The sequence below is a fragment of the Streptomyces sp. NPDC059169 genome (assembly GCF_042755225.1).
Taxonomy (GTDB): domain Bacteria; phylum Actinomycetota; class Actinomycetes; order Streptomycetales; family Streptomycetaceae; genus Streptomyces.
The window spans coordinates 518,879-542,191 of the sequence record NZ_JBHZCF010000002.1; the positions used below are offsets into that span (position 1 = coordinate 518,879).

General features: G+C 69.0%; 20 protein-coding genes, 2 rRNA genes and 1 pseudogene. 14 read left to right on the plus strand and 9 right to left on the minus strand.

Annotated elements, in window-relative coordinates; all coding sequences use genetic code 11:
- The first annotated feature begins 10 nt into the window (after positions 1–10).
- A complete protein-coding gene (locus ACFXOM_RS06170; RefSeq protein ID WP_384935478.1) occupies positions 11–562 on the plus strand; it encodes a SixA phosphatase family protein in 552 nt (183 codons plus the stop codon).
- 92 nt (positions 563–654) lie between these two features.
- On the opposite strand, the gene serB is transcribed toward ACFXOM_RS06170, so the two are convergent.
- Positions 655–1,869, minus strand: coding sequence for a phosphoserine phosphatase SerB (gene serB, locus ACFXOM_RS06175; RefSeq protein ID WP_384935475.1), 1,215 nt, complete (start codon positions 1,867–1,869; stop codon positions 655–657).
- A gap of 247 nt (positions 1,870–2,116) precedes the next feature.
- Positions 2,117–3,781 carry a streptophobe family protein gene (locus ACFXOM_RS06180; protein WP_384944701.1) on the minus strand — a complete coding sequence of 555 codons (1,665 nt, stop codon included), beginning with the start codon at positions 3,779–3,781 and terminating at the stop codon, positions 2,117–2,119.
- Between the two features lie 244 nt (positions 3,782–4,025).
- Between ACFXOM_RS06180 and ACFXOM_RS06185 the strand changes: the two genes are divergently transcribed.
- Positions 4,026–6,563, plus strand: coding sequence for an FHA domain-containing protein (locus ACFXOM_RS06185; RefSeq protein ID WP_384935470.1), 2,538 nt, complete (start codon positions 4,026–4,028; stop codon positions 6,561–6,563).
- Between the two features lie 97 nt (positions 6,564–6,660).
- Here the strand turns inward: ACFXOM_RS06185 and ACFXOM_RS06190 are convergent, their stop codons facing one another.
- The 3 genes from ACFXOM_RS06190 to ACFXOM_RS06200 form a co-directional block, all read right to left on the minus strand.
- Positions 6,661–7,443 carry a lytic transglycosylase gene (locus ACFXOM_RS06190; RefSeq protein WP_384944699.1) on the minus strand — a complete coding sequence of 261 codons (783 nt, stop codon included), beginning with the start codon at positions 7,441–7,443 and terminating at the stop codon, positions 6,661–6,663.
- A gap of 278 nt (positions 7,444–7,721) precedes the next feature.
- Positions 7,722–8,840, minus strand: coding sequence for an S-adenosylmethionine:tRNA ribosyltransferase-isomerase (locus ACFXOM_RS06195; RefSeq protein ID WP_385037096.1), 1,119 nt, complete (start codon positions 8,838–8,840; stop codon positions 7,722–7,724).
- The gene (locus ACFXOM_RS06200) at positions 8,837–9,532 is read right to left on the minus strand and encodes an SDR family NAD(P)-dependent oxidoreductase (RefSeq protein WP_384935462.1); all 696 of its coding nucleotides are present in this window, start codon (positions 9,530–9,532) and stop codon (positions 8,837–8,839) included. Before ACFXOM_RS06200 ends, ACFXOM_RS06195 begins: the two co-directional genes overlap by 4 nt.
- A 171-nt stretch (positions 9,533–9,703) precedes the next feature.
- On the opposite strand from ACFXOM_RS06200, the gene ACFXOM_RS06205 reads away from it, so the two are divergent.
- The 3 genes from ACFXOM_RS06205 (at position 9,704) to ACFXOM_RS06215 (ending at position 11,913) form a co-directional block, all read left to right on the plus strand.
- Positions 9,704–10,858, plus strand: coding sequence for a GAF domain-containing sensor histidine kinase (locus ACFXOM_RS06205; protein ID WP_384935460.1), 1,155 nt, complete (start codon positions 9,704–9,706; stop codon positions 10,856–10,858).
- The gene (locus tag ACFXOM_RS06210; RefSeq protein ID WP_384944695.1) at positions 10,851–11,495 is read left to right on the plus strand and encodes a response regulator; all 645 of its coding nucleotides are present in this window, start codon (positions 10,851–10,853) and stop codon (positions 11,493–11,495) included. Before ACFXOM_RS06205 ends, ACFXOM_RS06210 begins: the two co-directional genes overlap by 8 nt.
- 172 nt (positions 11,496–11,667) lie before the next feature.
- Positions 11,668–11,913: a chaplin gene (locus ACFXOM_RS06215; RefSeq protein ID WP_385037098.1), complete on the plus strand. Its 246-nt coding sequence runs from the start codon at positions 11,668–11,670 to the stop codon at positions 11,911–11,913.
- A 128-nt stretch (positions 11,914–12,041) separates the two neighbouring features.
- Here ACFXOM_RS06215 and ACFXOM_RS06220 read toward each other — a convergent pair whose 3' ends face one another.
- Positions 12,042–12,839: a hypothetical protein gene (locus ACFXOM_RS06220; protein ID WP_384935456.1), complete on the minus strand. Its 798-nt coding sequence runs from the start codon at positions 12,837–12,839 to the stop codon at positions 12,042–12,044.
- A gap of 134 nt (positions 12,840–12,973) precedes the next feature.
- Here ACFXOM_RS06220 and ACFXOM_RS06225 point away from each other — a divergent pair, with 134 nt between their 5' ends.
- The 4 genes from ACFXOM_RS06225 to ACFXOM_RS06240 all read left to right on the plus strand — a co-directional run bounded on the left by ACFXOM_RS06225 (position 12,974) and on the right by ACFXOM_RS06240 (position 16,162).
- Entirely contained in the window at positions 12,974–13,765 is a 792-nt protein-coding gene (locus ACFXOM_RS06225) for an ABC transporter ATP-binding protein (RefSeq protein ID WP_384935453.1), read from the plus strand.
- A gap of 43 nt (positions 13,766–13,808) precedes the next feature.
- The gene (locus tag ACFXOM_RS06230; protein WP_384935450.1) at positions 13,809–14,237 is read left to right on the plus strand and encodes an NfeD family protein; all 429 of its coding nucleotides are present in this window, start codon (positions 13,809–13,811) and stop codon (positions 14,235–14,237) included.
- A 114-nt stretch (positions 14,238–14,351) separates the two neighbouring features.
- On the plus strand, positions 14,352–15,305 hold the full coding sequence (locus tag ACFXOM_RS06235; protein ID WP_384935447.1) for an SPFH domain-containing protein: 954 nt from the start codon (positions 14,352–14,354) through the stop codon (positions 15,303–15,305).
- A gap of 80 nt (positions 15,306–15,385) precedes the next feature.
- Positions 15,386–16,162, plus strand: coding sequence for a sulfite exporter TauE/SafE family protein (locus ACFXOM_RS06240; RefSeq protein WP_384935444.1), 777 nt, complete (start codon positions 15,386–15,388; stop codon positions 16,160–16,162).
- Between the two features lie 66 nt (positions 16,163–16,228).
- Here ACFXOM_RS06240 and ACFXOM_RS06245 read toward each other — a convergent pair whose 3' ends face one another.
- The 3 genes from ACFXOM_RS06245 to ACFXOM_RS06255 form a co-directional block, all read right to left on the minus strand.
- Positions 16,229–16,759 carry an HNH endonuclease gene (locus ACFXOM_RS06245; RefSeq protein WP_385037101.1) on the minus strand — a complete coding sequence of 177 codons (531 nt, stop codon included), beginning with the start codon at positions 16,757–16,759 and terminating at the stop codon, positions 16,229–16,231.
- A gap of 173 nt (positions 16,760–16,932) precedes the next feature.
- Entirely contained in the window at positions 16,933–17,466 is a 534-nt protein-coding gene (locus ACFXOM_RS06250; protein ID WP_385037104.1) for a YbhB/YbcL family Raf kinase inhibitor-like protein, read from the minus strand.
- Positions 17,467–17,511: 45 nt separating this feature from the next.
- Positions 17,512–18,294: a sporulation protein gene (locus ACFXOM_RS06255; RefSeq protein ID WP_384935436.1), complete on the minus strand. Its 783-nt coding sequence runs from the start codon at positions 18,292–18,294 to the stop codon at positions 17,512–17,514.
- Positions 18,295–18,332: 38 nt separating this feature from the next.
- Between ACFXOM_RS06255 and ACFXOM_RS06260 the strand changes: the two genes are divergently transcribed.
- The 5 genes and pseudogenes from ACFXOM_RS06260 to ACFXOM_RS06280 form a co-directional block, all read left to right on the plus strand.
- Entirely contained in the window at positions 18,333–18,557 is a 225-nt protein-coding gene (locus ACFXOM_RS06260) for a hypothetical protein (RefSeq protein WP_384935433.1), read from the plus strand.
- A complete protein-coding gene (locus tag ACFXOM_RS06265; protein WP_384935430.1) occupies positions 18,554–19,165 on the plus strand; it encodes a DNA-3-methyladenine glycosylase in 612 nt (203 codons plus the stop codon). Before ACFXOM_RS06260 ends, ACFXOM_RS06265 begins: the two co-directional genes overlap by 4 nt.
- A gap of 80 nt (positions 19,166–19,245) precedes the next feature.
- Positions 19,246–20,010: pseudogene (locus tag ACFXOM_RS06270) on the plus strand (RNA-guided endonuclease InsQ/TnpB family protein); the annotation flags it as partial.
- A gap of 925 nt (positions 20,011–20,935) precedes the next feature.
- A 16S ribosomal RNA gene (locus ACFXOM_RS06275) occupies positions 20,936–22,461 on the plus strand.
- Between the two features lie 310 nt (positions 22,462–22,771).
- Positions 22,772–23,313, plus strand: a 23S ribosomal RNA gene (locus ACFXOM_RS06280); the annotation flags it as partial.

Genomic DNA, 23,313 nt, shown 5'->3' on the forward strand with positions numbered 1-23,313 from the left:
GCTGGTGAGCATGAGCGCCGCTGAACTCTCCGGAGGGACAGCCCCCGGACCCCTCGCACCCCGAAGGATCGTCCTGCTCCGTCACGCGAAGGCCGACTGGCCCCAGGTGTCCGATCACGAGCGGCCGCTCGCCGAGCGGGGCCGGATGGACGCCCCCGTGGCGGGCCGCAAGCTCGCCGACACCGGCATCCCGTTCGACCTGGCCCTGTGCTCGACCTCGACGCGGACGCGGGAAACCTGGAAGCTCGCGGTCCAGGAACTGCCGCAGCGGCCGAAGACGGTGTACGAGGAGCGGCTCTACGAAGCCTCGCTCGGTGATCTGCTGGCGCTGCTCAACGAGACCCCCGACGACGTCGACGACCTCCTGCTCATCGGTCACAACCCCGGCATGCACGCGCTCGCGGACGCCCTCGCCGGCAAGGCCGAGGGGGACACCCTCGGCAGGATGAACCGGGGAGGATTCCCGACGGCCGCGTTCGCCGTGGTCGGCTTCTCCGGCACCTGGAAGTCCGTCGAGCACGGCGTGGGAACGCTCCTCGACTACTGGGCCCCGCACGACTGACCGCACAGGTCGTGGTCGCGGAGCAGCCCCGGGGCGCGACAGCACACCGGGGCGCGACACGCACGTCAGGGCCGCTTCTCGGCCGCCGTCCGTCAGTCCTCGTGGACGTCCGCGGCCTCGACCTCTTCCCGGGTGACGCCGAGCAGATACAGCACGGCGTCCAGGAAGGGCACGTTCACCGCGGTGTCCGCAGCCTTGCGCACCACTGGCTTGGCGTTGAACGCGACCCCGAGCCCCGCGGCGTTCAGCATGTCGAGGTCGTTGGCCCCGTCCCCGATCGCCACCGTCTGCGACAGCGGTACGCCCGCCTCCGCCGAGAACCGGCGCAGCAACCGGGCCTTGCCCGCCCGGTCCACGATCTCGCCGATGACCCGCCCGGTGAGCTTGCCGTCCACGATCTCCAGCGTGTTGGCGGAGGCGAAGTCCAGCCCGAGACGCTCCTTGAGATCATCCGTGACCTGGGTGAACCCGCCCGACACCACGCCCACTTGGAATCCGAGCCGCTTCAGTGTGCGGATCAGGGTGCGGGCGCCGGGGGTGAGCCGCACCTCGGTGCGCACCTTCTCCACCACCGACGCGTCCAGACCGGCGAGCAGCGCCACCCTGGCGTGCAGCGACTGCTCGAAGTCCAGCTCCCCCCGCATCGCCGCCGCGGTCACCGCGGCCACCTCGGCCTCACAGCCGGCGTGCGCCGCGAACAGCTCGATGACCTCGTCGGTGATCAGCGTGGAGTCCACGTCCATGACGACCAGCCGCTGCGCCCGACGGTGCAGCCCGGCCGAGACCACCGCGACGTCCACTCCGATCTCCGCGGCCTCGGTGGCCAGCGCGGTCCGCAGGGGCCCGGTCTCGCAGCCGGACACCGCGAACTCCACCGCGGTCACCGGGTACTTCGCGAGCCGGAAGATACGGTCGATGTTTCCGCCGGTGCTGGTGATCCGGGCCGCTATGGCGGCCGTGGACTCCGCGGTCAGCGGGTGCCCCAGGACCGTGACGTGCGAACGGCCGCTACCGCGCGGCCTGTTGTCGCCGATGCCCGAGATGATCTCGGCCTGCATCTTCAGCGACTCGGCCCAGCCGTGCACGGTTGCGCGAAGTTCGCCCTCGGAGCCGGCGGTCGGCTTCGTGACGAGCGCGCACAGGGTGATGCGGCCACGCGTGACGACCTGCTCGATGTCGACCACGTCGACGGAGAAGGCTGCGAGTGTGTCGAAGAGCCCGGCGGTGATCCCTGGACGGTCCTTCCCGAAGATCTTGACGAGCAGGGTGGGGACGTCGTTCGGCTGAGGTGGCTGCGATGCGCTCATGGTGTTTCCACCGTATCGGGCACCGCGTGCCACGCGCTGCTCCGGTCCGTAGACCGGACACGACCACGTGGTGGGGCTTGCGGGGCTGGGGGAGCGCGGTGGAGTCGTGACCGGCCGGACAGGCCCGGGGCCGTCCGCGCCGCCCGGCCACGCACTCCCATACCGCTCCGGCCGCGCGCCTCATGCCGGTCCGGCACACCGGACCCGTCCTCCACATCCGTCGCGGGCACCCCGTGCCGCACTCGCCTCACCGATGGGTCCCGGGCGTGCCCGGGGGCGGCGGCCCGTCAGAGGGCTGGTCCGCGGAGGAGGCGTCCGGCTCGGCACGGGGAGGGCGCGGTCGGCGTACCGGCGGCAGAGGCCCGACGGGACCGGCAATCGTCGGCGCCCCGTGCACCCACCCCTCCGGCATCCTCAGGTACGGGTTGGTGTCCGGGTTCGGCGGCCGGTACGGCACCGACGGTCGGTACGGACCCGGTGGCGGCTCCCCGGTCCGCCGTGTCGCCCCCTGCGCGGAGGCACGCCGGCCGGCGGCTCCGGTGCTCCACGCCAGCAGGGCGCCCGCGCAGCCCGCCCCCGTACCCCACACCGCTCCCAGGACCAGCGCCGTCCCCGACCGTCCCCTCACGTCGATCCCGGCCCCGAGGGCATCGACCCCGAGCACGGACAGCGACGCTTCCGCCGACACCTCCGTGAGGAACACCAACAGGAGCAGCGCCCCTGCGGTGACCAGTCCCAGCGGCACCGCACACCGCACCGCGAAGGCCACCACCCCGGTCTCTGCCGCACGAGGCGTACGGACCGCCGTCAGCACCCCGGCGTACAGCATCATCGCCGCGCAGGCCACCGCCAGCAGCCAGGCCTTCCCGTCGAGCGCCGCAAGTCGGGTCAAGGTCACCGGTTCACCCGCCGAGACCCGAAGCAGTTCGTCCAGGGGGTCGGGCAGCCGTTGCGCGAGCCCACCGGTCGCCGTGCCGTCCCACGGCACGAAGAGGCCCAGCAGGACGCCCAGCCACACGCCGTTCGGCGTGCCGAGCAGCGCCGCACCGCAGATCCGGCCGGGACGGTCGTCACCCGCGGCCGCGTACCCGGCTGCCGCCGCCCCGGCCGCCACGGCGACCAGCAGCACGGTCACGAGCGCGGACGCCGCGGGGCGTACCGTCCGCTGCACGGCCCCCCAGCCGCGGGGCAGCGGGGCGCGGCGGGACGCGAGCAGCGCGACGACCAGCACGGCGAGCAACCATACGGCGGCGCCCCGCAGTGAATCCCCGGTGTTCACCGTGAAACCGACCGACGCCTCGGCGCGCACCAGGTCCCCGAGCCGGTCGGGCAGCAGCCCCCCGATGCCGTCGATGCCGTCGATGCTGCCGAGGTCGCCGAGCCCCGGTACCGCGGCCCCGCCGCCGTTGCCGTCCCCGCCGGACCGCAGCGCCTTCCCGTCGAAGTCGAAGGTGACGGTGTCGTGGCCCATCCAGCACAGCCCGCCGACCACGCAGAGGAACACCGCCGACAACATCCCCGCACGCGCGACGAGTTCCCGGCCCGGCAGGTGCGGCCCTCCCGTGCGCAGTGAGCGCAGGAAGACGCGGGCGAGCAGCAGCGCGCCGACCAGACCGACCCCGAGTGGCGTGATGTCGACGGCCGTCGACGCCTTCGCCCCCTCCAGACCGAACACGGAGACGTCTCCCGAGGGAGTGACGGTTCCCCCCACCGCGAGCACCGTCACCGCCGCGGCCATCGGTCCCAACGACCCGTGCCCATCCGCCCCCAGGAGGTGCAGCCCCAGCGCCGCCGCGCCCACCATGCCGACCGTCGCCCAGCTCACGGCCGCGACGGCAGCGAGCGCCGCATCGGCCCAGGGCACCCCGCCACGCCCACCGCGCACCGGGTACCCGCCGTCGCACCCCGCCATCAGGACCCCCCGATCCGTGCCGAGTTGTCCCCTTCGTGCATGATCCGTGTGCACTCATGGGTTCTTACCACTCTCCGGGCGCATTTCTCCGGAGTCAACGGCGCACGGGTGGACGCCTCGACGCCCCTTCACCAGGGCCGGCTTTTGGATACGGGACTGCGCCTGAAATAGTTCCCCACGATGTTCGCCATCCCTAGACTCCCTGTGACGGGGGTACCTCGGGGGACAACTAGTGGGGCATGGAGTGCCGGAACTCGTACTGGAATTGAACGGAAGGACCTGGGCGCTCGATCCGTCCAGGTCGTACACCCTGGGGCGGGACCCGCAGGGCGACGTGGTGATCGATGACGCCAGGGTCTCGTGGCGGCACGCCACGATCAGCTGGGGCGGCCGGGGTTGGGTCATCGAGGACCACGGCAGCACCAACGGCACCTATGTGCAGGGCCAGCGCATCCACCAGATGGAGATAGGCCCCGGCTCCGCCGTCCACCTCGGCAACGCCAACGACGGCCCGCGGGTGAGCCTCTCCGGCGCCGCGGCCGGCGCGTACAGTGCCCAGGGCGCCGCACCGCAGGCGGTTCCCCAGGCCCAGGCGGCTCCCCAGGCCCCGGCCCCGCAGCAGGCCCACCAGGGATGGGCCCAGCAGGCCCCGCAGCAGCAGCCGCAGTGGCAGCAGCAGCGCGCCGCGCAGGTGCCGTCACAGCAGGCCCCGCAGGATCCGTACGCGCAGAACAGCCCGGCCGCGGGCGGTGCCGCGGGGGCTCCGCCGGTCTACGGCGACCGCAGCCCGACGACGTTCCACCAGTTCTTCCTGGGACGCGTGATGCGCATCGGGCGTGCGCTGGAGAACGAGTTGGTGGTCTCCGACCTCCAGGTCTCGCGCCACCACGCCGAGTTCCACGCCACGCCGGACGGCCGCTTCGAGATACGCGACCTCGGCTCGCACAACGGCACCTACGTCAACGGCCAGCCGCTCGCGAAGTCCGGCTCCGCGGTCATCGGCCCGAGTGACATCGTCGGCGTCGGCCACTCCACCTTCCGACTGGTCGGCGACCGTCTCGAGGAGTTCGTCGACACCGGTGAGGTTTCCTTCTCGGCCCGCCACCTCACCGTGACGGTCGACGGCGGAAAGCAGATCCTCAACGACGTCTCGTTCGGCGTTCCCGAGAAGTCGCTCGTCGCGGTCATCGGCCCGTCGGGCTCCGGCAAGTCGACGCTGCTGAAGGCGCTCACCGGCTACCGCCCGGCCAACCAGGGCGACGTCCTCTACGACAACCGGAACTTGTACAAGCAGTTCGCCGAGTTGCGCCAGCGCATCGGACTGGTCCCGCAGGACGACATCCTCCACAAGGAGTTGACCGTCGGCACCGCGCTGAAGTACGCGGCCAAGCTCCGCTTCCCCGGTGACACTGCCGAGACCGAGCGCGCGGCCCGTATCGACGAGGTGCTGCGCGAGCTGAAGCTCGACGTCCACAAGGACAAGAAGATCACCTCGCTCTCGGGTGGTCAGCGCAAGCGGGTGTCCGTCGCACTGGAGCTGCTGACCAAGCCGTCGCTGATCTTCCTGGACGAGCCCACTTCCGGCCTCGACCCGGGCATGGACCGCGATGTCATGCAGTTGCTCCGCGGCCTCGCCGACGACGGCCGCACGGTCCTGGTGGTCACGCACTCCGTGGCGGAGCTGGCGCTGTGCGACAAGCTCCTGGTGATGGCGCCCGGTGGTTCCGTCGCCTACTTCGGCCCCCCGGAAGAGGCGCTGAACTTCTTCGGCTACGACACCTGGGCCGATGTCTTCTCCGCATTCGAGAACTACCGCGACTACGACTGGGCGGGCCGCTGGAAGGGCTCGCAGCACTACCAGATGTACGCCGCGGACATCGACGCCGTCGCCCCGCAGTCCGTGCACATGCCGTCGCCGCAGCAGATGCGTCCGCCCAAGCCACAGGGCTGGGGCTCCCAGTTGTTCACCCTGGTCCGCCGCTACCTCGCGGTGATCGCTTCGGACAAGGGCTTCATGGCGCTGATGCTGATCCTGCCGGCCGTCCTCGGCACGGTCAGCATGCTGATCAAGCCCGACGAGGGGCTGCTCCCGAGTTCGCGGGGGCCGAACGCCACCGCCGCCACCGTCCTGCTGATCCTCGCGGTCGGTGCCTGTTTCTCCGGTGCGGCCAACTCCGTACGAGAGCTGATCAAGGAACGGGTGATCTACGAGCGCGAGCGTGCCACGGGACTCTCGCGGTCGGCCTACCTGATGTCCAAGGTGATCGTCCTGGGCATGATCACCGTGCTGCAGGGCGGCATCATCGGAGCCATCGGCTTCGGCTTCCGTGAGGCGCCTGCGGAGGGGCTGGTCCTCGGTACCGCCACCAAGATCGAGATGACGCTGCCGGTCATGGCGCTCGGCTTCACCGCCATGATGTTCGGCCTGATCATCTCCTCCCTGGTCAAGACCGCGGAGAAGACCATGCCGCTACTGGTGATGTTCGCGATCGTCCAGGTCGTCTTCACCGGTTGTCTGTTCACCCTGCACGGCAGCGTCGGTGTCAACGAGTTGTCGTACGTCATGCCGTCGCGCTGGGCGGTGGCCGCCGCGGGCACCACGCTCCAGTTGAACGTGCTGTTCCCCAACGAGAACGACCCGACGAACACCGACCCGCTGTGGGACCACGAGGCCGCCCAGTGGTTCGTCGACATGGGCGTCCTGATCGCGATCGGCGTGGTCTGCGCGGTCATCGTGGCACGGTTCCTGCGTCGCCACGAGCCCGAGGTCATGCGCAAGTAGCGCACGCGTGCCGGTCGGTCCGACGCCGGCGGTGGAACGACGCCGAAGGGCGGCACCCGAGAGAGGGTGCCGCCCTTCGGCGCGTGTCCAGCGTCCGTCAGTAAGCGCTGTTCACGTTGTCCATGGAGCCGTAGCGGTCGGCCGCGTAGTTGCAGGACGCGACGATGTTGGCGACCGGGTCGTACTGGTCCCAGGAGGTGCCGGGGACGTGGTACGCGTCGAAGGTGGGCTTGATGATCTGCAGCAGGCCCTTCGAGGGGACGCCGTTGATGGCGTTGATGTCCCAGTTGTTGATCGCACGCGGGTTACCGGAGGACTCGCGCATGATGTTGCGGTGGATGCCCTCGTAGGTGCCCGGGATGTTGTGCTTCTTCATGATGTCCAGGGCCTCGCGGATCCAGCCGTCCAGGTTGTTGGCGTAGACGGGCTTGCGAGCGGCAGCGCGGCTGGCGGCCTGGGCGGCGGCGCGCTTCTTGGCGGCGGCCTCGGCCTTCGCCTTGGCGGCAGCGGCGGCCTTGGCCTTGGCGGCGGCCTCGGCCTTCGCCTTGGCAGCAGCAGCGGCGGCCTTGGCCTTCGCGGCGGCCTCGGCCTTCGCCTGGGCGGCAGCGGTCTTGGCCTGCTGGGCGGCCTTGGCCTGGGCAGCGGTGAAGGCGTTCTGCTCGGCGATGCTCGCCTGCAGCGCGGAGGCCTTCGCGGCGTCGACGGTGGTGGTCCAGGCGACCTGGGAGGAAGACACGGCCTGCGTCTCGGTCCCGGCGACTGCGTTGCCCGGGACGAGCGAGAACGCGACGGCGGTGGCGCCGACGGCGGCAACACCAGCGATCGAGAACTTGTGGGTCTTGGACAGACGGCGGGCGCCGGGGGTGCGGGACGCGAACATGCGAGACGTACCTCTTCGAATAGCGGGAGTCGCGACGGCCGGGGAGGCTCAGCGCCTGCTCGGCGGCGACGGACGCAATTCTTAGCGGCCGCAAAATCCTGTGGCAAAGGTGTGACATACGAAGCTCGATAGTGGAGAGGTAAGCCGCAAATTCGGACAAGTCACTCGCCTCTTGCTGCTCAGATGTCCTTTATGTATCCACTAGCGCGCTTCGTAAGTGACGTACGTCCTATGTGCGGGCTCACATCCCGCCTTTATCTCCCTCACCCTCTGTTGCATCAGCAACGCAATCGGTGGTCGTCCTCGTTCGGAAGGAGGAGATGCACGTCCCCGAACTCGTGCCACAGGTAGAGGTGCTCGAGTGCCTCGGTATAAGCCCTGGTCAGCGCCTCGGTTCCGGCGACGGCCGCGAGGAGCAGCAGGTGCGAGGCCGCCGGCTCGTGCAAACCGGTCAGCAGCCCGTCGACCACTCGCACGCCCCGCGCCGGTGTGACGACGAGGTCCGTCCACCCCGCAGCCCCCGCGACCCGACCGTCCGCACCGGCCGCGCTCTCCAGCGCCCGCACCGCCGTCGTCCCGACCGCGATGACGCGCCCACCCCCCGCCCGGGCGGCGTTCACCAGCCACGCCGTGGTCGCCGGCACCTCGAAGCGCTCCGGGTACGGCGGTTCGTGCGCCTCCGCGGACGCCACCCCCGTGTGCAGCGTCAGCGGGGCGAACTGCACCCCGCGGTGCACCAGCCGTGCGACCACTTCCTCGGTGAACGGCCGGCCCGCACTCGGCATCTCCGCCGACCCCGCCCCGTCCGGCGCCGGAACCGCGAACACCGTCTGGTGGGCGGCAAGCGGCTGGTCGCACGCCGTGTAGCGGTAGCGGATGGGCCTGCCGTACCGCTGCATCACCTCCGGGACGTCGACGGACGCGATGGCCCACCACAGCCGCCCGCCGGTGCCGGGCTGCTGGTCGATCGCGCCACCCGCCAGCGGCTCCTCCAGGACGAGCAGGCCGCCTCCCGGCAGTCGGATCCGTGCTCCGGCGGGTCCCCCGGGCCGCGGACGCGTGCTGCCCGACCCGTCGGGCGTGCGCAGCTCCACCGCCCACCGCCGCCCATCGGGCCCCGTACGACCGGGGCCCCTCTCCCCGCACGTCGAGAAGTGGACGACGAGCCGCTCGCCCCCGAGCCTGCCGTTCACCGCGGCCGGCAACGTCGGGGACGTGTTCACCACCAGCACGTCACCGGCCCGCAGCTGCCCCGGCAGCTCCCGGAACGCATGGTGCGACACCGCCGCCCCACGGGACACCAGGAGCCGCACGTCGTCGCGCCCCGTCCCCCGCTGCTCGGCCGGCACCCTCGCCGACAGTTCCTGCGGCACGTGCAGCGTCTCCAGTGCGTTCACCGGACCTCCAGCAGTGCCGACGCCGTGTACCGGCCGCTCGCCGGCCGCTCGTCCAGCAGCCGCAGGAACGCCGGGACCACCGTGTCCGGCGCCGGGCGCGGCCCGTCGTCGTCCGGCACCGCCGCCGCGTACAGGTCGGTCCCCATGTCGCCCGGATCGACGGCCCACACCCGCAGCCCCGGTTCCTCGACGCCGAGGACCGCTGCGAGCAGGTCGAGTGCCGCCTTCGACGCCCCGTAACCGCCCCAGGTCCCGTATGCCCCGACCGCAGCGTCCGACGAGACCGCGACCACCGTCCCGTGCTCCCCGGCGCGCAGCAGCGGGAGAGCCTCCTGCACCAGCCCCAGAGCCGAAACCGCATTGGTCTCCAGCGCCGTCCGCAGCCCTTCCAGCGGCAGTTCCGCCAGCCGCACGAGCGGCTCCGCCCCCAGCGCGCTGGCGTTGCACACCAGCAGCTCCAGGGTGCCGAGGCCCCGGGCCGCCGACACCAGGTCCGCCCGGTGCCCCGCGTCCGTCACGTCCCCCGGCAGCGGCACCACCTTCGTCCCGTACGGCTCCAGGGCCCGTGCGGCCTCCCGCAGCACCCGGTCCGTCCTGGCGTCCAGCACCAGGTCCCAGCCGCGCTGCGCCAGCGCGGCCGCCAGTGCGCGTCCCAGACCCTTCGAAGCCCCCGTGATGATCGCGACAGGCATGTCCGTCCGTCCCCTCTGCTCGATGACCTCCAGAGTGGAGCCGTGCGCCGGTCCGCCGCCTCGACCCCGGGGCGGGGGGAGGCCGGGCACTTCGGCCTACGCCCACGGACCCGGTCGGTGGCCGTCCACGGGCCGATACGCAGGGTCACCCCCCGCCGGTACGGTGATCCCATGAGCCATCGACCGCGCTCCGGGCTGTACGCCGTGAGCACCGCGCTCCTCGCCATGAGCAGGCACCTCGAAGTGCGCGACGTCCTCAAGACGATCGTCGCCTCCGCCCGGGAACTGCTCGACGCCGAGTACGCGGCCCTCGGCGTGCCCGACGACCACGGGGGCTTCGCCCAGTTCGTCGTCGACGGCGTCAGTGACGAGCAGTGGCGGGCGATCGGTCCGCTGCCGCGCCAGCACGGCATCCTCGCCGCGATGCTCAGGGCGGCGAAGCCGGAGCGCCTCGCGGACGTGCGGAAGGATCCGCGGTTCGAGGGCTGGCCCGCCGCGCACCCCGACATGTCCGACTTCCTCGGTCTGCCCATCAAGGACGGCGAGGAGACGATCGGAGCCCTGTTCCTCGCCAACAAGCGGTGTCCCGAGGAGGCCGCACGCCGGGACGGATGCGGCTTCACGGAAGCGGACGAGGAACTCCTGACCATCCTGGCCCAGCACGCCGCGATCGCCCTCACCAACGCCCGCCTTTACGAGCGCAGCCGCGAGCTGACCATCGCCGAGGAACGCTCCCGGCTCGCCCACGAGCTGCACGACGCCGTCAGCCAGAAGCTCTTCTCGCTCCGGTTGACGGCCCAGGCGGCCGCCGCCCTCGTGGACCGTGACCCGGTCCGCGCCAAGGGCGAGCTGCAGCAGGTCGCGGTCCTCGCCGCCGAGGCGGCCGACGAACTGCGGGCCGCGGTCGTCGAGCTGCGCCCCGCGGCCCTCGACGAGGACGGTCTGGTCCACACGCTGCGCACCCAGGTCCAGGTCCTCGACCGGGCCCACAGCGCGCGGGTCACCTTTGACGGCGGCGGGGTGCGCGCCCTGCCGGCCGCCCAGGAGGAGGCGGTGCTGCGGGTCGCCCAAGAGGCCCTGCACAATGCGCTGCGGCACTCGGGCGCCGACCTCGTCGCGGTCGGCCTGGCCCGTCGCGGCCAGGGTGCCGTCCTCACCGTCGCCGACGACGGCAAGGGGTTCGACCCGGGGGCCGTCCGCAGGGCGGGCCGCCACCTCGGTCTGGTCTCCATGCGCGACCGGGCGAGCGGTGTGGGCGGCACGCTCACGGTGGAATCGGCGCCCGGCAAGGGCACGACGATCGAGATGGAGGTCCCGGGTGGCTGACAGGACTATTCGCGTGCTGCTGGTCGACGACCATCAGGTGGTCCGCAGGGGGCTGCGCACGTTCCTCGAGGTGCAGGACGACATCGAGGTCGTGGGGGAGGCGGCGGACGGTGCCGAGGGCGTGGCCCGCGCCGAGGAGCTGAAGCCCGACGTCGTGCTGATGGACGTGAAGATGCCCGGCACCGACGGCATCGAGGCGCTGCGCAGGCTCCGCGGGCTCGCCAACCCCGCCAAGGTGCTGATCGTGACGAGCTTCACCGAACAGCGCACGGTCGTACCGGCCCTGAGAGCGGGTGCGTCGGGCTACGTCTACAAGGACGTGGACCCGGAGGCGCTGGCCGGCGCCATCCGTTCGGTGCATGCCGGCCACGTGCTGCTCCAGTCCGAAGTGGCGGGTGCCTTGCTGGCACAGGAGGATCCCGGCGCCGGCCAGGGGCGGGGCACGTCCCTCACCGATCGGGAGCGCGAGGTGCTGGGGCTGATAGCGGACGGCCGCTCCAACCGGGAGATCGCCCGCGCCCTGGTCCTCTCCGAGAAGACGGTGAAGACCCATGTGTCGAACATCCTGATGAAGCTGGACCTCGCGGACCGCACCCAGGCGGCGCTGTGGGCCGTACGCCACGGGCTGAACGACTGATCAGAACGTTTCCGCAGGCCGTCGACAGCGGCACGGCACGCCGTTCCCCTCTCGTATGAGATTCATACCGTCGGGTGTATGTCGCTGGTGTGGCGTATCCCGAACGGCCCGTGGGCGTTCTCCAGGGCGAGCTGCGGCGGTCCGCCGCAGCGACGCTGAGGAGGATCCTGAAGTGAAGAACCTGAAGAAGGCACTCGCCGTCTCCATGGTCGCCGGTGGCCTGATCGCCGCCGGCGCCGGTGTGGCGTCCGCCACCGACGGCGCGTACGCGGGCGGCCAGGCGGTGAGCTCCCCGGGTGTCGGCTCCGGCAACCTGGTTCAGGCCCCGGTCCACGTCCCGGTCAACGCCGTGGGCAACACCGTCAACGTCATCGGTGCCCTCAACCCGGCCTTCGGCAACCTGGGCGTCAACGGCTGACCCAGTCGCACCACGTCACCGCAGTGACCACCGGACCCCGGGCGACGGCCCGAGGTCCGGTCGCAGCACCGCGCCGCCCGGGTCCCTCCGCCGGACGCGTCCGGCCGGCGGAGCCCGTGATCCGGTCCTCAGCGGTCCCCGAGGCGTTCCTGCTCCTCCACGTAGATGTTGTATGCGGCCACACGAGCGCGCCGCGCCACCCGTTCCACGGGGCGCAGAGCCGCACCCCGGGCCACCATCTCCGAGGCGCTGACCGCCCCGCCGTGACCGTTGTCGTACGCCAGCGAGATCAGCAGCCCCACCCGCTCAGCGAGCTCCAGCACGCGTGCGGCCCGGGGCGGGTAGCCGGGCGCCAGGACGTCACGGCCCGAACCCGCCTCGGCCCGTGCCCGGTAGGCGTCCAGTGCGGCCTCCGCCACCGGACCCGAGGCGGCCACGTCGAGCTTCGACAGCACTGCCGTGGCCTCCCGCAACCCCTCGGCGAGCTCCCGCTCGGCCTCCCCGAGCGAGGGCACGTCGGCCGGCGGCGCCTCGCGCACCGGCAGACAGTGCCAGAGGACGTCCACGCGCACGTCGCCGGGCGGGCCCGCCTCGTACACCTCGGGCACCAGCCCGTACGCAGCCCCGTGGCAGACGACCGCCTCCTGCGCTTCCAGGGCGCGCGCGTTGAACTCCGGGGGCCCACAGAGCCCGAGCGGATGGCCCGGCGCGGGAAGCGCGACCCGGAAGCCCCGCACCCCCAGCCCGCGCAGCCGCCCCAGTGCCAGGGTGAGTCCGACCGGCGCCGTTTCGCCGGGAAGACCCTCCACACGGTGCACCGCGTCGTCACCGACGATCGCGTGGGCCGCATCATCCGGTGAAGCAAATCCGGCCAACAGGGCATTTCCCCAAGAGGCCAGCCGTCCTGAGCGTGGTTCCGAGAGCATGGACCCAGCCTAGGTACCGGACCGGGGCGCTGGAGCACACGAGCAGTGGCGTAGGTTTTCCCTGGGGGCCTCGCCCACAGGCGCACACGGCCACCCGGCACCTCTCGACGATTGCATGGGGAGACAACGCGCTCATGAGCGATGTACTGGAGCTGGTGGACGTATCCGTGGTCCGCGACGGACGCGCTCTGGTGGACGACGTCTCCTGGTCGGTCAAGGAAGGTGAGCGCTGGGTCATCCTGGGCCCGAACGGCGCCGGCAAGACGACCCTCCTGAACATCGCCTCCAGCTACCTCTTCCCCACCACCGGCACCGCCCGCATCCTCGGCGACCGGCTCGGCAAGGTCGACGTCTTCGACCTCCGCCCCCGCATCGGCATGGCGGGCATCGCCATGGCCGAGAAGCTGCCCAAGCGCCAGACCGTCCTGCAGACCGTCCTCACCGCCGCCTACGGCATGACCGCGACCTGGCACGAGGACTACGACGAGGTCGACGAGCAGCGCGCCCGCGCCTTCCTCGACCGCCTCGGGATGTCCGAGTACCTCGACCGCAAGTTCGGCACCCTCTCCGAGGGAGAGCGCAAGCGCACCCTCATCGCCCGCGCCATGATGACCGACCCCGAACTGCTCCTCCTCGACGAACCCGCGGCCGGCCTCGACCTCGGCGGGCGCGAGGACCTGGTCCGCCGTCTCGGCCGTCTCGCCCGCGACCCGTACGCCCCCTCCATGATCATGGTGACCCACCACGTCGAGGAGATCGCACCGGGTTTCACCCACGTCCTCATGATCCGTCAGGGCAAGGTGCTGGCCGCCGGCCCGATGGAGACCGAGCTCACTTCCCGCAACCTCTCCCGCTGCTTCGGACTCCCTCTGGTCGTGGAGCGCAACGGCGAACGCTGGACCGCCCAGGGGCTCCCCCTCTCCTGATCGCACCCTGTGCGGCCGGTGCCCGCGGTCCTACCATGACCGGGTGGACATCGACGCATGGATCTGGTGGTTGGTCGCAGCGGTGGGGCTCGGCATCCCCCTCGTCCTCACCGCAATGCCCGAATTCGGGATGCTGTCCGCCGGGGCGGTGGCGGGCGCCGTCACGTCCGCCCTGGGCTTCGGCGTGGTGACGCAAGTGGTGGTGTTCGCGGCGGTGTCCGTGGCACTCATCGCGGTCGTACGGCCCATCGCAGCACGCCACGGTGCGCAGCAGCCCCGACTCGCCACCAACGTCGACGCACTGAAAGGCCGTCAAGCGGTCGTCCTGGAGCGGGTGGACGGGAACGGCGGGCGCATCAAACTGGCCGGGGAGGTCTGGTCGGCCCGCGCGTTCGACGCGTCACAGACCTTCGAACCGGGCGTTCAGGTCGATGTGGTGGAGATCGACGGAGCAACAGCCGTGGTCATGTGACCGTCCTCGCCGCACGGCCACCCGGGCCATGTGCCCGAACAGGCCACACGACCGCCCGCGGTCTGGGAAACTCGATCATCAAAACCAACCGGCAGTGAAGGGCACGGGAACACGATGCCATCGATCATCATCGTCCTGGTCATCCTGGTGGTGCTGGTGTTCATCGCCCTGATCAAGACGATCCAGGTCATCCCACAGGCCAGCGCAGCCATCGTGGAGCGCTTCGGCCGCTACACCCGCACCCTCAACGCGGGCCTCAACATCGTGGTCCCGTTCATCGATTCGATCCGCAACCGCATCGACCTCCGGGAGCAGGTCGTCCCGTTCCCGCCGCAGCCGGTGATCACCCAGGACAACCTCGTCGTCAACATCGACACCGTCATCTACTACCAGGTCACCGACGCCCGCGCCGCCACCTACGAAGTCGCCAGCTACATCCAGGCGATCGAGCAGCTCACGGTCACCACCCTGCGCAACATCATCGGTGGCATGGACCTGGAGCGCACCCTCACCTCCCGGGAAGAGATCAACGCGGCACTGCGCGGCGTCCTCGACGAAGCCACCGGCAAGTGGGGCATCCGCGTCAACCGCGTCGAGCTCAAGGCCATCGAACCGCCCACCTCCATCCAGGACTCGATGGAGAAGCAGATGCGCGCAGACCGGGACAAGCGCGCCGCGATCCTCACCGCCGAAGGCATCCGCCAGTCGCAGATCCTGACGGCGGAAGGCGAGAAGCAGTCCGCCATCCTCCGCGCCGAAGGTGAGGCCAAGGCCGCCGCGCTGCGCGCCGAGGGCGAAGCCCAGGCCATCCGGACGGTCTTCGAGTCCATCCACGCCGGCGACCCCGACCAGAAGCTGCTCTCCTACCAGTACCTCCAGATGCTCCCGAAGATCGCCGAAGGAGACGCCAACAAGCTCTGGATCGTGCCCAGTGAGATCGGGGACGCACTCAAGGGCCTCTCGGGAGCGATCGGCAGCTTCGGCGGCCCCCTCGGCAACACCAACGCCAGCAACAACATCCCGCAGCAGGGCGGCACGGAGCGACGGGAACAACCCCCGATCGACTGAGCCGTGCAGCCGGTCGTGCATGATCAGTGCGGCCCCTCGACCTTCATGGCGGGGAGGCGACACACTGATCATGTGAGGAGATGGCTTTGTCCATCTGGGAAGCACTCGCAGTCCTCGTCGCCGGCACCGCTGCCGGCACCATCAACACGATCGTGGGGTCCGGAACCCTCATCACCTTCCCCGTCCTGCTGGCCACCGGCCTCCCCCCGGTCACGGCGACGGTCTCCAACGCACTGGGCCTCATACCGGGCGCCGTCAGCGGCGCCATCGGATACCGTGCCGAACTCACCGGTCAGCGCCGCCGCGTCCTGCGCCTGGGCCTCGCCGCCCTCATCGGCGGCCTCACGGGCGCGGTCCTGCTGCTGAGCCTTCCGCCCACGGCATTCGAGACCATCGTCCCGGTCCTCGTCGCGCTCGCCCTCGTCCTGGTGGTGCTGCAGCCCCGCATCTCCCGGACGGTCCAGCGGCGCCGCGAGGAGAACGGCGCCGCCGACCCCCACCCCGACGGAGGTCCGCTGCTCTTCGTCGCACTGATGCTCGCCAGCGTCTACGGCGGCTACTTCACCGCGGCGCAGGGGATCATCTACCTCTCCCTGATGGGCATGCTGCTCCACGACGGCCTGCAGCGCCTCAACGCCGTCAAGAACGTCCTCGCCGCCGTCGTCAACAGCGTTGCCGCACTCTTCTTCCTGTTCGTCGCCGAGTTCGACTGGACCGCGGTCCTGCTGATCGCCGTCGGTTCCATGATCGGCGGTCAGATCGGCGCAACGATCGGCCGCAAGCTGCCCCCCACGGTGCTGCGGATCGTGATCGTCATCGTCGGCTCCGCCGCCATCGTGCAGCTCCTGCTCCGCTGACGCATCGGAGAGCCCGCTTCCGTACCCGTGACGGAAGCGGGCCCCGCGTACCACCCCGGCGTCGTCCTACGCCGCGGACCGCGCCCTGGTACCACCTGCGTGTTGCACCAGCCACTCCGGCAGCTCCGACCTGCCACCCGCGCGCAGCGCCAGGAGCATTGCGTCCGCCGGTGTCGGCACGAACGGCTCGTGCAGCAGCGGCATCCCGGCCTGCTCCGGCGTGCGGTCCGCCTTGCGGTGGTTGTCCACGGCGCAGGACGCCACCGTGTTCAGCCAACTGTCCGCACCCCCCTGCGAGCGCGGCACCACGTGGTCCACCGTCGTCGCACGCCTCCCGCAGTAGGCGCACCGGTGCTGGTCCCTGACCAGGACACCGCGCCTGGACCACGGCGCCTGTCTTCGGAACGGCACCCGCACGTAGCGGCAGAGCCTGATCACCCTCGGTACCGGCAGCTCGACGGCGGCGGCGCGCACGTGGAGACCGGGATGGGCCTGTTCGACGACGGCCTTGTCCTGGAGCACCAGCACCACCGCACGGTTGAGCGTCACCGTCGACAGCGGCTCGAAGCTCGCGTTGAGTACCAGCGTGTCCCGCATCCTGCCCCACCTCCCGAGCGCCGGCCCGGCCCTCCTGGCGGGCTCTGGGCCTGGATCAACTCTGGCCGGGCACGCCGCGATGGACAACGCAATATCCGCGCAGAACGAAAGATGCCCGCTCCTGATCTCTCCAAGACCAGGAGCGGGCAAACAAGGGACGAACCCCGGGGAACCTATCCGTGGTTCTCGTACTCACCGATCAGGTGCCCGCGGGCCAGGGTGTGGAAGCGCAGGTTGAAGCCGACGACGGCCGGTGACACGTCGTCCCCGGGCCCCAGCTTCTCGCTGTCCACCGCGTAGACGGTGAAGACGTAGCGGTGCGGTCCGTCACCGGGCGGCGGCGCAGCCCCGGTGAAGTCCTTCGACCCGGCGTCGTTGCGCGCCTGGAGGGCACCGGACGGCAGCCCCTCGAACGCGCCGCTGCCCGCACCCGCCGGCAGTTCCGTCACCGACACCGGGATGTCGAAGACGACCCAGTGCCAGAACCCGCTGCCCGTCGGGGCGTCCGGGTCGAAGCACGTCACCGCGAAGCTCTTCGTCTCCGCAGGGAAGCCCTCCCACCGCAGCGCCGGCGAGGTATTGCCGCCGGCCTGCACCTGGGCGTCCTTCAGAACCTCCCCGGGCTCGATGTCGTCGCTCGCCACCGTGAACGACGGCGCCGGCGGATGGAAATCATGCGGCAGCGGGGCCCTCTTCGCCTCGGTCACGTCTGAACCTCCGAATTCGGCAGTCCTGCGCTTACGGCACCGAGCCTAGAACCAGTTACGACGGCTACCGACGTCCGAGAGCCACTGGTTGAGGTAGGCGGCGTAATCAGTCCCGTGGAAGTTGTGCAGGTCCACCTGGAACGACCGGTACGAGTCGCTGCCCTCGCTGAACAGACCCGGCTTCTTGTCCATCTCCAGGACGACGTCCATCTCGCGGTCGTCGGCGATGAAGGTGAGCTCCACCTGGTTCAGCCCGTGGTACTGGTGCGGCGGGAAGAACTCGATCTCCTGGTAGAAGGGCAGCCGCTGCCGCGTCCCGCGGATGTGCCCGCGCTCCATATCGGCGTTCTTGAAGCGGAAGCCCAACTGGATGAACGCGTCCAGGATCGCCTGCTGCGCCGGCAGCGGGTGCACGTGGATCGGGTCGAGGTCGCCGGAGTCCACTGCACGGGCGATCGCCAGCTCGGTCGTCACACCGATGTTCATGCCGCGCAGTTGCTGCCCGGCGATCGCCGTGACCGGCGTCTCCCACGGGATCTCCAGCCCGAACGGAACCACGTGCACCGCTCCGGCCTGCACCTCGAAGGCGCCGCCGAGACGCTGCTTGGTGAACTCGATGTCCTGCTTGAACTCCTCATCGCCGCTCTCGACCTCGACGCGCGCCTGAAGGCCGACGGACAGCCCTTCGATCTGCTGGTTCACGGAACCACCCTGGATGCGCACTTCGCCCTGGACGACCCCGCCCGGGACGACGTTCTCCTCGGTGAGCACCGTCTCCACGGAGGCGCCGCCGGCACCCAGGCTCGCGAGCAGCTTCTTGAAGCCCATGTTCACTCCTTCTCGGTTCTGACCCCTACATACGCGCGATGACCGTAGCCGGTTCCCCGGTACCCTCGTACGCCATGATGGAGAGCCCCGACCGTAAGCCCTCGCCTCGGGACTCCTTCGACCTTCCGATCCCCGGCGTCGCACCCGACCCCCTCGGCCGTACGCTGGTACGCCACACGGAGGAAGGCCCGATCGAGTTCCGCTCGACGGAGGTGGAGGCCTGTGACGGCGAGGCCGACGGCCCGTCAAGGCGACCAGTATGAACGTTGTGGATCTTGCGCACCCCGCTGAAGAAGTCGCCCCGAAGCTGCTCGGCGCCGTCCTCACCCACGAGACCCCCGAGGGAACCGTGAGCATCACCATCACGGAGACCGAGGCGTACGCCGGTGCAGCCGATCCGGCCTCCCACGCCTACCGAGGCAGGACACCCCGCAACGCCGTCATGTTCGGACGGGCAGGACGCCTGTACGTCTACCGCTCTCACGGTCTCCACTGGTGCGCCAACATCGTCACCGGGGCAGAGGGCGTCGCCACGGCTGTCCTCATCCGGGCAGGAAGAGTCATCGACGGGGAAGACCTGGCACGCAGGCGGCGAGGGAGCAAGGTCGAGGGTCCACGTCTCGCGCGGGGGCCGGGAAACTTCTGCCAAGCGCTCGGCATCACGGCAGAGCACAACGGCGCAGACCTGCTGACAGGGGCCCCGGTCGTGCTGTCCGAGGGGGAGCCGGTGCCCGCGAAACTCATCCGGGTCGGCCCCCGGGTGGGCGTCAGCAGAGCCCACGACTGGCAGCACCGCTTCTACCTTGCCGGTGATCCAACCGTCTCGGCGTACCGCCTGAGCCCGAGGGCCCGGCCACGCGCCGGAGCCTGAGCCGCCGTGACCTCGCCGATGAGCCGCTGCGGCGTGGGGCACGAAGATGCGTGATCGCTCAGGAGCGCCGTGCGTGACTGTCGCTGCCGTCCTCCCCGTCCACGGTGACGGTGGTCAAGGACAGCGTGGGCCGGTACTTCGCGAGCTTCGTCGTTGAGACCGGCCCGCAGGAAGTCCTTTCCCAGACCACGCCCGAGCTGGGCATCGATCTCGGGCTCGGGCACTTCGCGGTCCTCTGGGACGGGACCAAGGTCGACAGCCCGCGCTTTCTGCGCCGGGCCGAGAAGCGCCTGAAGAACGCCCAGCGTGCCCTCTCCCGCAAGGAGAAGGGCTCCAGTAACCGGAACAAGGCCAGGCTGAAGGTCGCCCGCGCACACGCGCGGGTGGCCGACGCGCGCCGCGAGTTCCACCACCGGCTCTCCATGAAGCTGATCCGCGAGAACCAAGCGGTAGCCGTGGAGGACCTGGCGGTGAAGGGACTCGCCCGCACGCGCCTGGCCAAGTCCGTCCACGACGCCGGATGGTCGGCGTTCGTGAACATGCTGGAGTACAAGGCCGCACGGTACGGGCGCACCTTCGTGAAGATCGGCCGCTTCGAGTCGACCTCGCAGGTGTGCTCGCAGTGCGGCGTGAAGGACGGCCCGAAGCCGCTGCACGTCCGTGTGTGGACGTGTGGGGCGTGCGGGGCGGTCCTGGACCGGGACATCAACGCGGCGGTCAACGTCGCCAAGGCGGCCGGACTGGCCGTGTCAGCCTGTGGAGCGCAGGTAAGACCGGGACTCGTCCCGGCACCGCGCAGCGAAGCAGGAACCCACCCGACACCGCAGCCTTCAACGGCGCGGTAGGCGCAAATCGCCGTCCTTCAGGGCGGCGAGGATGTCAAACGGGCCGCGAAGTCCTCATCCAAGGCCCAACTCCACCCGGGTCACGGGACGACGTCAGTCATCTGCCCAAACGTCGAATTTCAGACCGAAGCAAGCGCGAACAGGCCAAAGGTTCGCCACGCCTCGAACCGCCCTCGTTGCCGACCGCACCCTCGACGGAGTCGATGATGCGCACGGGCTCGAGACCGAGCTGACGATCCCGACGCACGCACCGCACACACCTGAGCAGGTACGTGCGGTGCGTACACCGGAGCCGGCGGAGTCGGCAGCACTCATCAGTGGCGCCTCCGGATCACGGACGACCCGATGGCGCGCCCTTGTCGGGCGCACTCGCCACGCCGTTGGTCAACTTGACTCGGCCCAGCGGGACGCCTAACGTAGCCCGAGCCGCTTAAGCAGGGACTGCTGTTCTACAGCCCCCGGAGCGGCCATCCACTACCTACGATCAACCCAAGAGCGGGTCCATTTCGGCATGCCGAAATTCAATCCGCAGGGACTCGATTATGAGTCGCCGGGGAAATCGGCTAACGTAGTGGGCACGCCGAAAGGCAAAAGGCCCTCCAACGGCCACCGGAAACGAAATCCGAACCGGGAACGGAACGGAAAAAGGATCTGGTAGGGTTGGAAACACCGAAGGGAAGCGCCCGGAGGAAAGCCCGAGAGGGTGAGTACGAAGGAAGCGTCCGTTCCTTGAGAACTCAACAGCGTGCCAAAAATCAACGCCAGATTAGTTGATACCCCGTCTCCCTCGTGGAGATGTGGTTCCTTTGAAAGTCCTGCCGGACTGTGTTCGGTAGGCAGACACAGCGAGGACGCTGTGTGCGATCGGGACTATTCCTCCTGGTCGCACCGCTCTCGTGGTGTTCGCCGGGATAGCCCGGAAGCATTCACGGAGAGTTTGATCCTGGCTCAGGACGAACGCTGGCGGCGTGCTTAACACATGCAAGTCGAACGATGAAGCCTTTCGGGGTGGATTAGTGGCGAACGGGTGAGTAACACGTGGGCAATCTGCCCTTCACTCTGGGACAAGCCCTGGAAACGGGGTCTAATACCGGATATCACTCTCTTCCGCATGGGGGAGGGTTGAAAGCTCCGGCGGTGAAGGATGAGCCCGCGGCCTATCAGCTTGTTGGTGGGGTGATGGCCTACCAAGGCGACGACGGGTAGCCGGCCTGAGAGGGCGACCGGCCACACTGGGACTGAGACACGGCCCAGACTCCTACGGGAGGCAGCAGTGGGGAATATTGCACAATGGGCGAAAGCCTGATGCAGCGACGCCGCGTGAGGGATGACGGCCTTCGGGTTGTAAACCTCTTTCAGCAGGGAAGAAGCGAAAGTGACGGTACCTGCAGAAGAAGCGCCGGCTAACTACGTGCCAGCAGCCGCGGTAATACGTAGGGCGCAAGCGTTGTCCGGAATTATTGGGCGTAAAGAGCTCGTAGGCGGCTTGTCGCGTCGGATGTGAAAGCCCGGGGCTTAACCCCGGGTCTGCATTCGATACGGGCAGGCTAGAGTGTGGTAGGGGAGATCGGAATTCCTGGTGTAGCGGTGAAATGCGCAGATATCAGGAGGAACACCGGTGGCGAAGGCGGATCTCTGGGCCATTACTGACGCTGAGGAGCGAAAGCGTGGGGAGCGAACAGGATTAGATACCCTGGTAGTCCACGCCGTAAACGTTGGGAACTAGGTGTTGGCGACATTCCACGTCGTCGGTGCCGCAGCTAACGCATTAAGTTCCCCGCCTGGGGAGTACGGCCGCAAGGCTAAAACTCAAAGGAATTGACGGGGGCCCGCACAAGCAGCGGAGCATGTGGCTTAATTCGACGCAACGCGAAGAACCTTACCAAGGCTTGACATATACCGGAAACGGCCAGAGATGGTCGCCCCCTTGTGGTCGGTATACAGGTGGTGCATGGCTGTCGTCAGCTCGTGTCGTGAGATGTTGGGTTAAGTCCCGCAACGAGCGCAACCCTTGTTCTGTGTTGCCAGCATGCCCTTCGGGGTGATGGGGACTCACAGGAGACTGCCGGGGTCAACTCGGAGGAAGGTGGGGACGACGTCAAGTCATCATGCCCCTTATGTCTTGGGCTGCACACGTGCTACAATGGCCGGTACAAAGAGCTGCGAAGCCGCGAGGCAGAGCGAATCTCAAAAAGCCGGTCTCAGTTCGGATTGGGGTCTGCAACTCGACCCCATGAAGTCGGAGTTGCTAGTAATCGCAGATCAGCATTGCTGCGGTGAATACGTTCCCGGGCCTTGTACACACCGCCCGTCACGTCACGAAAGTCGGTAACACCCGAAGCCGGTGGCCCAACCCCTTGTGGGAGGGAGCTGTCGAAGGTGGGACTGGCGATTGGGACGAAGTCGTAACAAGGTAGCCGTACCGGAAGGTGCGGCTGGATCACCTCCTTTCTAAGGAGCACTTCTCACCGGACCTGGTTCGGTCAGAGGCCAGTACATCGGCGAGTGTCCGATGCTGGTTGCTCATGGGTGGAACGTTGATTATTCGGCACGATTCAGGATGAGGGACTGCTAGTACTGCTTCGGCGTGGAACGCAGAGTCTCAACTGGTCGTGTCGGGCACGCTGTTGGGTGTCTGAGGGTGCGAGCGTTGCTCGGCCTTCGATGATGCCGGCCCCAGTGAACTCGTCTTGCGTGTCAGGGCGGGGTGGTGGGTGGCTGGTCGTTGCTTGAGAACTGCACAGTGGACGCGAGCATCTGTGGCCAAGTTTTTAAGGGCGCACGGTGGATGCCTTGGCACCAGGAACCGATGAAGGACGTGGGAGGCCACGATAGTCCCCGGGGAGCCGTCAACCAGGCTTTGATCCGGGGGTTTCCGAATGGGGAAACCCGGCAGTCGTCATGGGCTGTCACCCGCTGCTGAACACATAGGCAGTGTGGAGGGAACGAGGGGAAGTGAAACATCTCAGTACCCTCAGGAAGAGAAAACAACCGTGATTCCGGGAGTAGTGGCGAGCGAAACCGGATGAGGCCAAACCTACGATGTGTGAGACCCGGCAGGGGTTGCGTCGTGGGGGTTGTGGGATTTCTCTTTCACGGTCTGCCGGCCGTGAGACGAGTCAGAAACCGTATAGGTAGGCGAAGGACATGCGAAAGGTCCGGCGTAGAGGGTAAGACCCCCGTAGCTGAAATCTGTACGGCTCGTTTGAGTTATTCCCAAGTAGCACGGGGCCCGAGAAATCCCGTGTGAATCTGGCGGGACCACCCGCTAAGCCTAAATATTCCCTGGTGACCGATAGCGGA

Bases quoted from the DNA above. Each gene is read 5' to 3' on its own strand.
- ACFXOM_RS06240 (WP_384935444.1), top strand. From the start codon at position 15,386: ATGGCTTTGTCCATCTGGGAAGCACTCGCAGTCCTCGTCGCCGGCACC.
- ACFXOM_RS06265 (WP_384935430.1), top strand. From the start codon at position 18,554: ATGAACGTTGTGGATCTTGCGCACCCCGCTGAAGAAGTCGCCCCGAAG.
- ACFXOM_RS06235 (WP_384935447.1), top strand. From the start codon at position 14,352: ATGCCATCGATCATCATCGTCCTGGTCATCCTGGTGGTGCTGGTGTTC.
- ACFXOM_RS06190 (WP_384944699.1), bottom strand. From the start codon at position 7,443: ATGTTCGCGTCCCGCACCCCCGGCGCCCGCCGTCTGTCCAAGACCCAC.
- ACFXOM_RS06260 (WP_384935433.1), top strand. From the start codon at position 18,333: ATGACCGTAGCCGGTTCCCCGGTACCCTCGTACGCCATGATGGAGAGC.
- ACFXOM_RS06245 (WP_385037101.1), bottom strand. From the start codon at position 16,759: ATGCGGGACACGCTGGTACTCAACGCGAGCTTCGAGCCGCTGTCGACG.
- ACFXOM_RS06180 (WP_384944701.1), bottom strand. From the start codon at position 3,781: ATGGCGGGGTGCGACGGCGGGTACCCGGTGCGCGGTGGGCGTGGCGGG.
- ACFXOM_RS06200 (WP_384935462.1), bottom strand. From the start codon at position 9,532: ATGCCTGTCGCGATCATCACGGGGGCTTCGAAGGGTCTGGGACGCGCA.
- serB (WP_384935475.1), bottom strand. From the start codon at position 1,869: ATGAGCGCATCGCAGCCACCTCAGCCGAACGACGTCCCCACCCTGCTC.
- ACFXOM_RS06255 (WP_384935436.1), bottom strand. From the start codon at position 18,294: ATGGGCTTCAAGAAGCTGCTCGCGAGCCTGGGTGCCGGCGGCGCCTCC.
- ACFXOM_RS06205 (WP_384935460.1), top strand. From the start codon at position 9,704: ATGAGCCATCGACCGCGCTCCGGGCTGTACGCCGTGAGCACCGCGCTC.
- ACFXOM_RS06225 (WP_384935453.1), top strand. From the start codon at position 12,974: ATGAGCGATGTACTGGAGCTGGTGGACGTATCCGTGGTCCGCGACGGA.
- ACFXOM_RS06220 (WP_384935456.1), bottom strand. From the start codon at position 12,839: ATGCTCTCGGAACCACGCTCAGGACGGCTGGCCTCTTGGGGAAATGCC.
- ACFXOM_RS06170 (WP_384935478.1), top strand. From the start codon at position 11: ATGAGCGCCGCTGAACTCTCCGGAGGGACAGCCCCCGGACCCCTCGCA.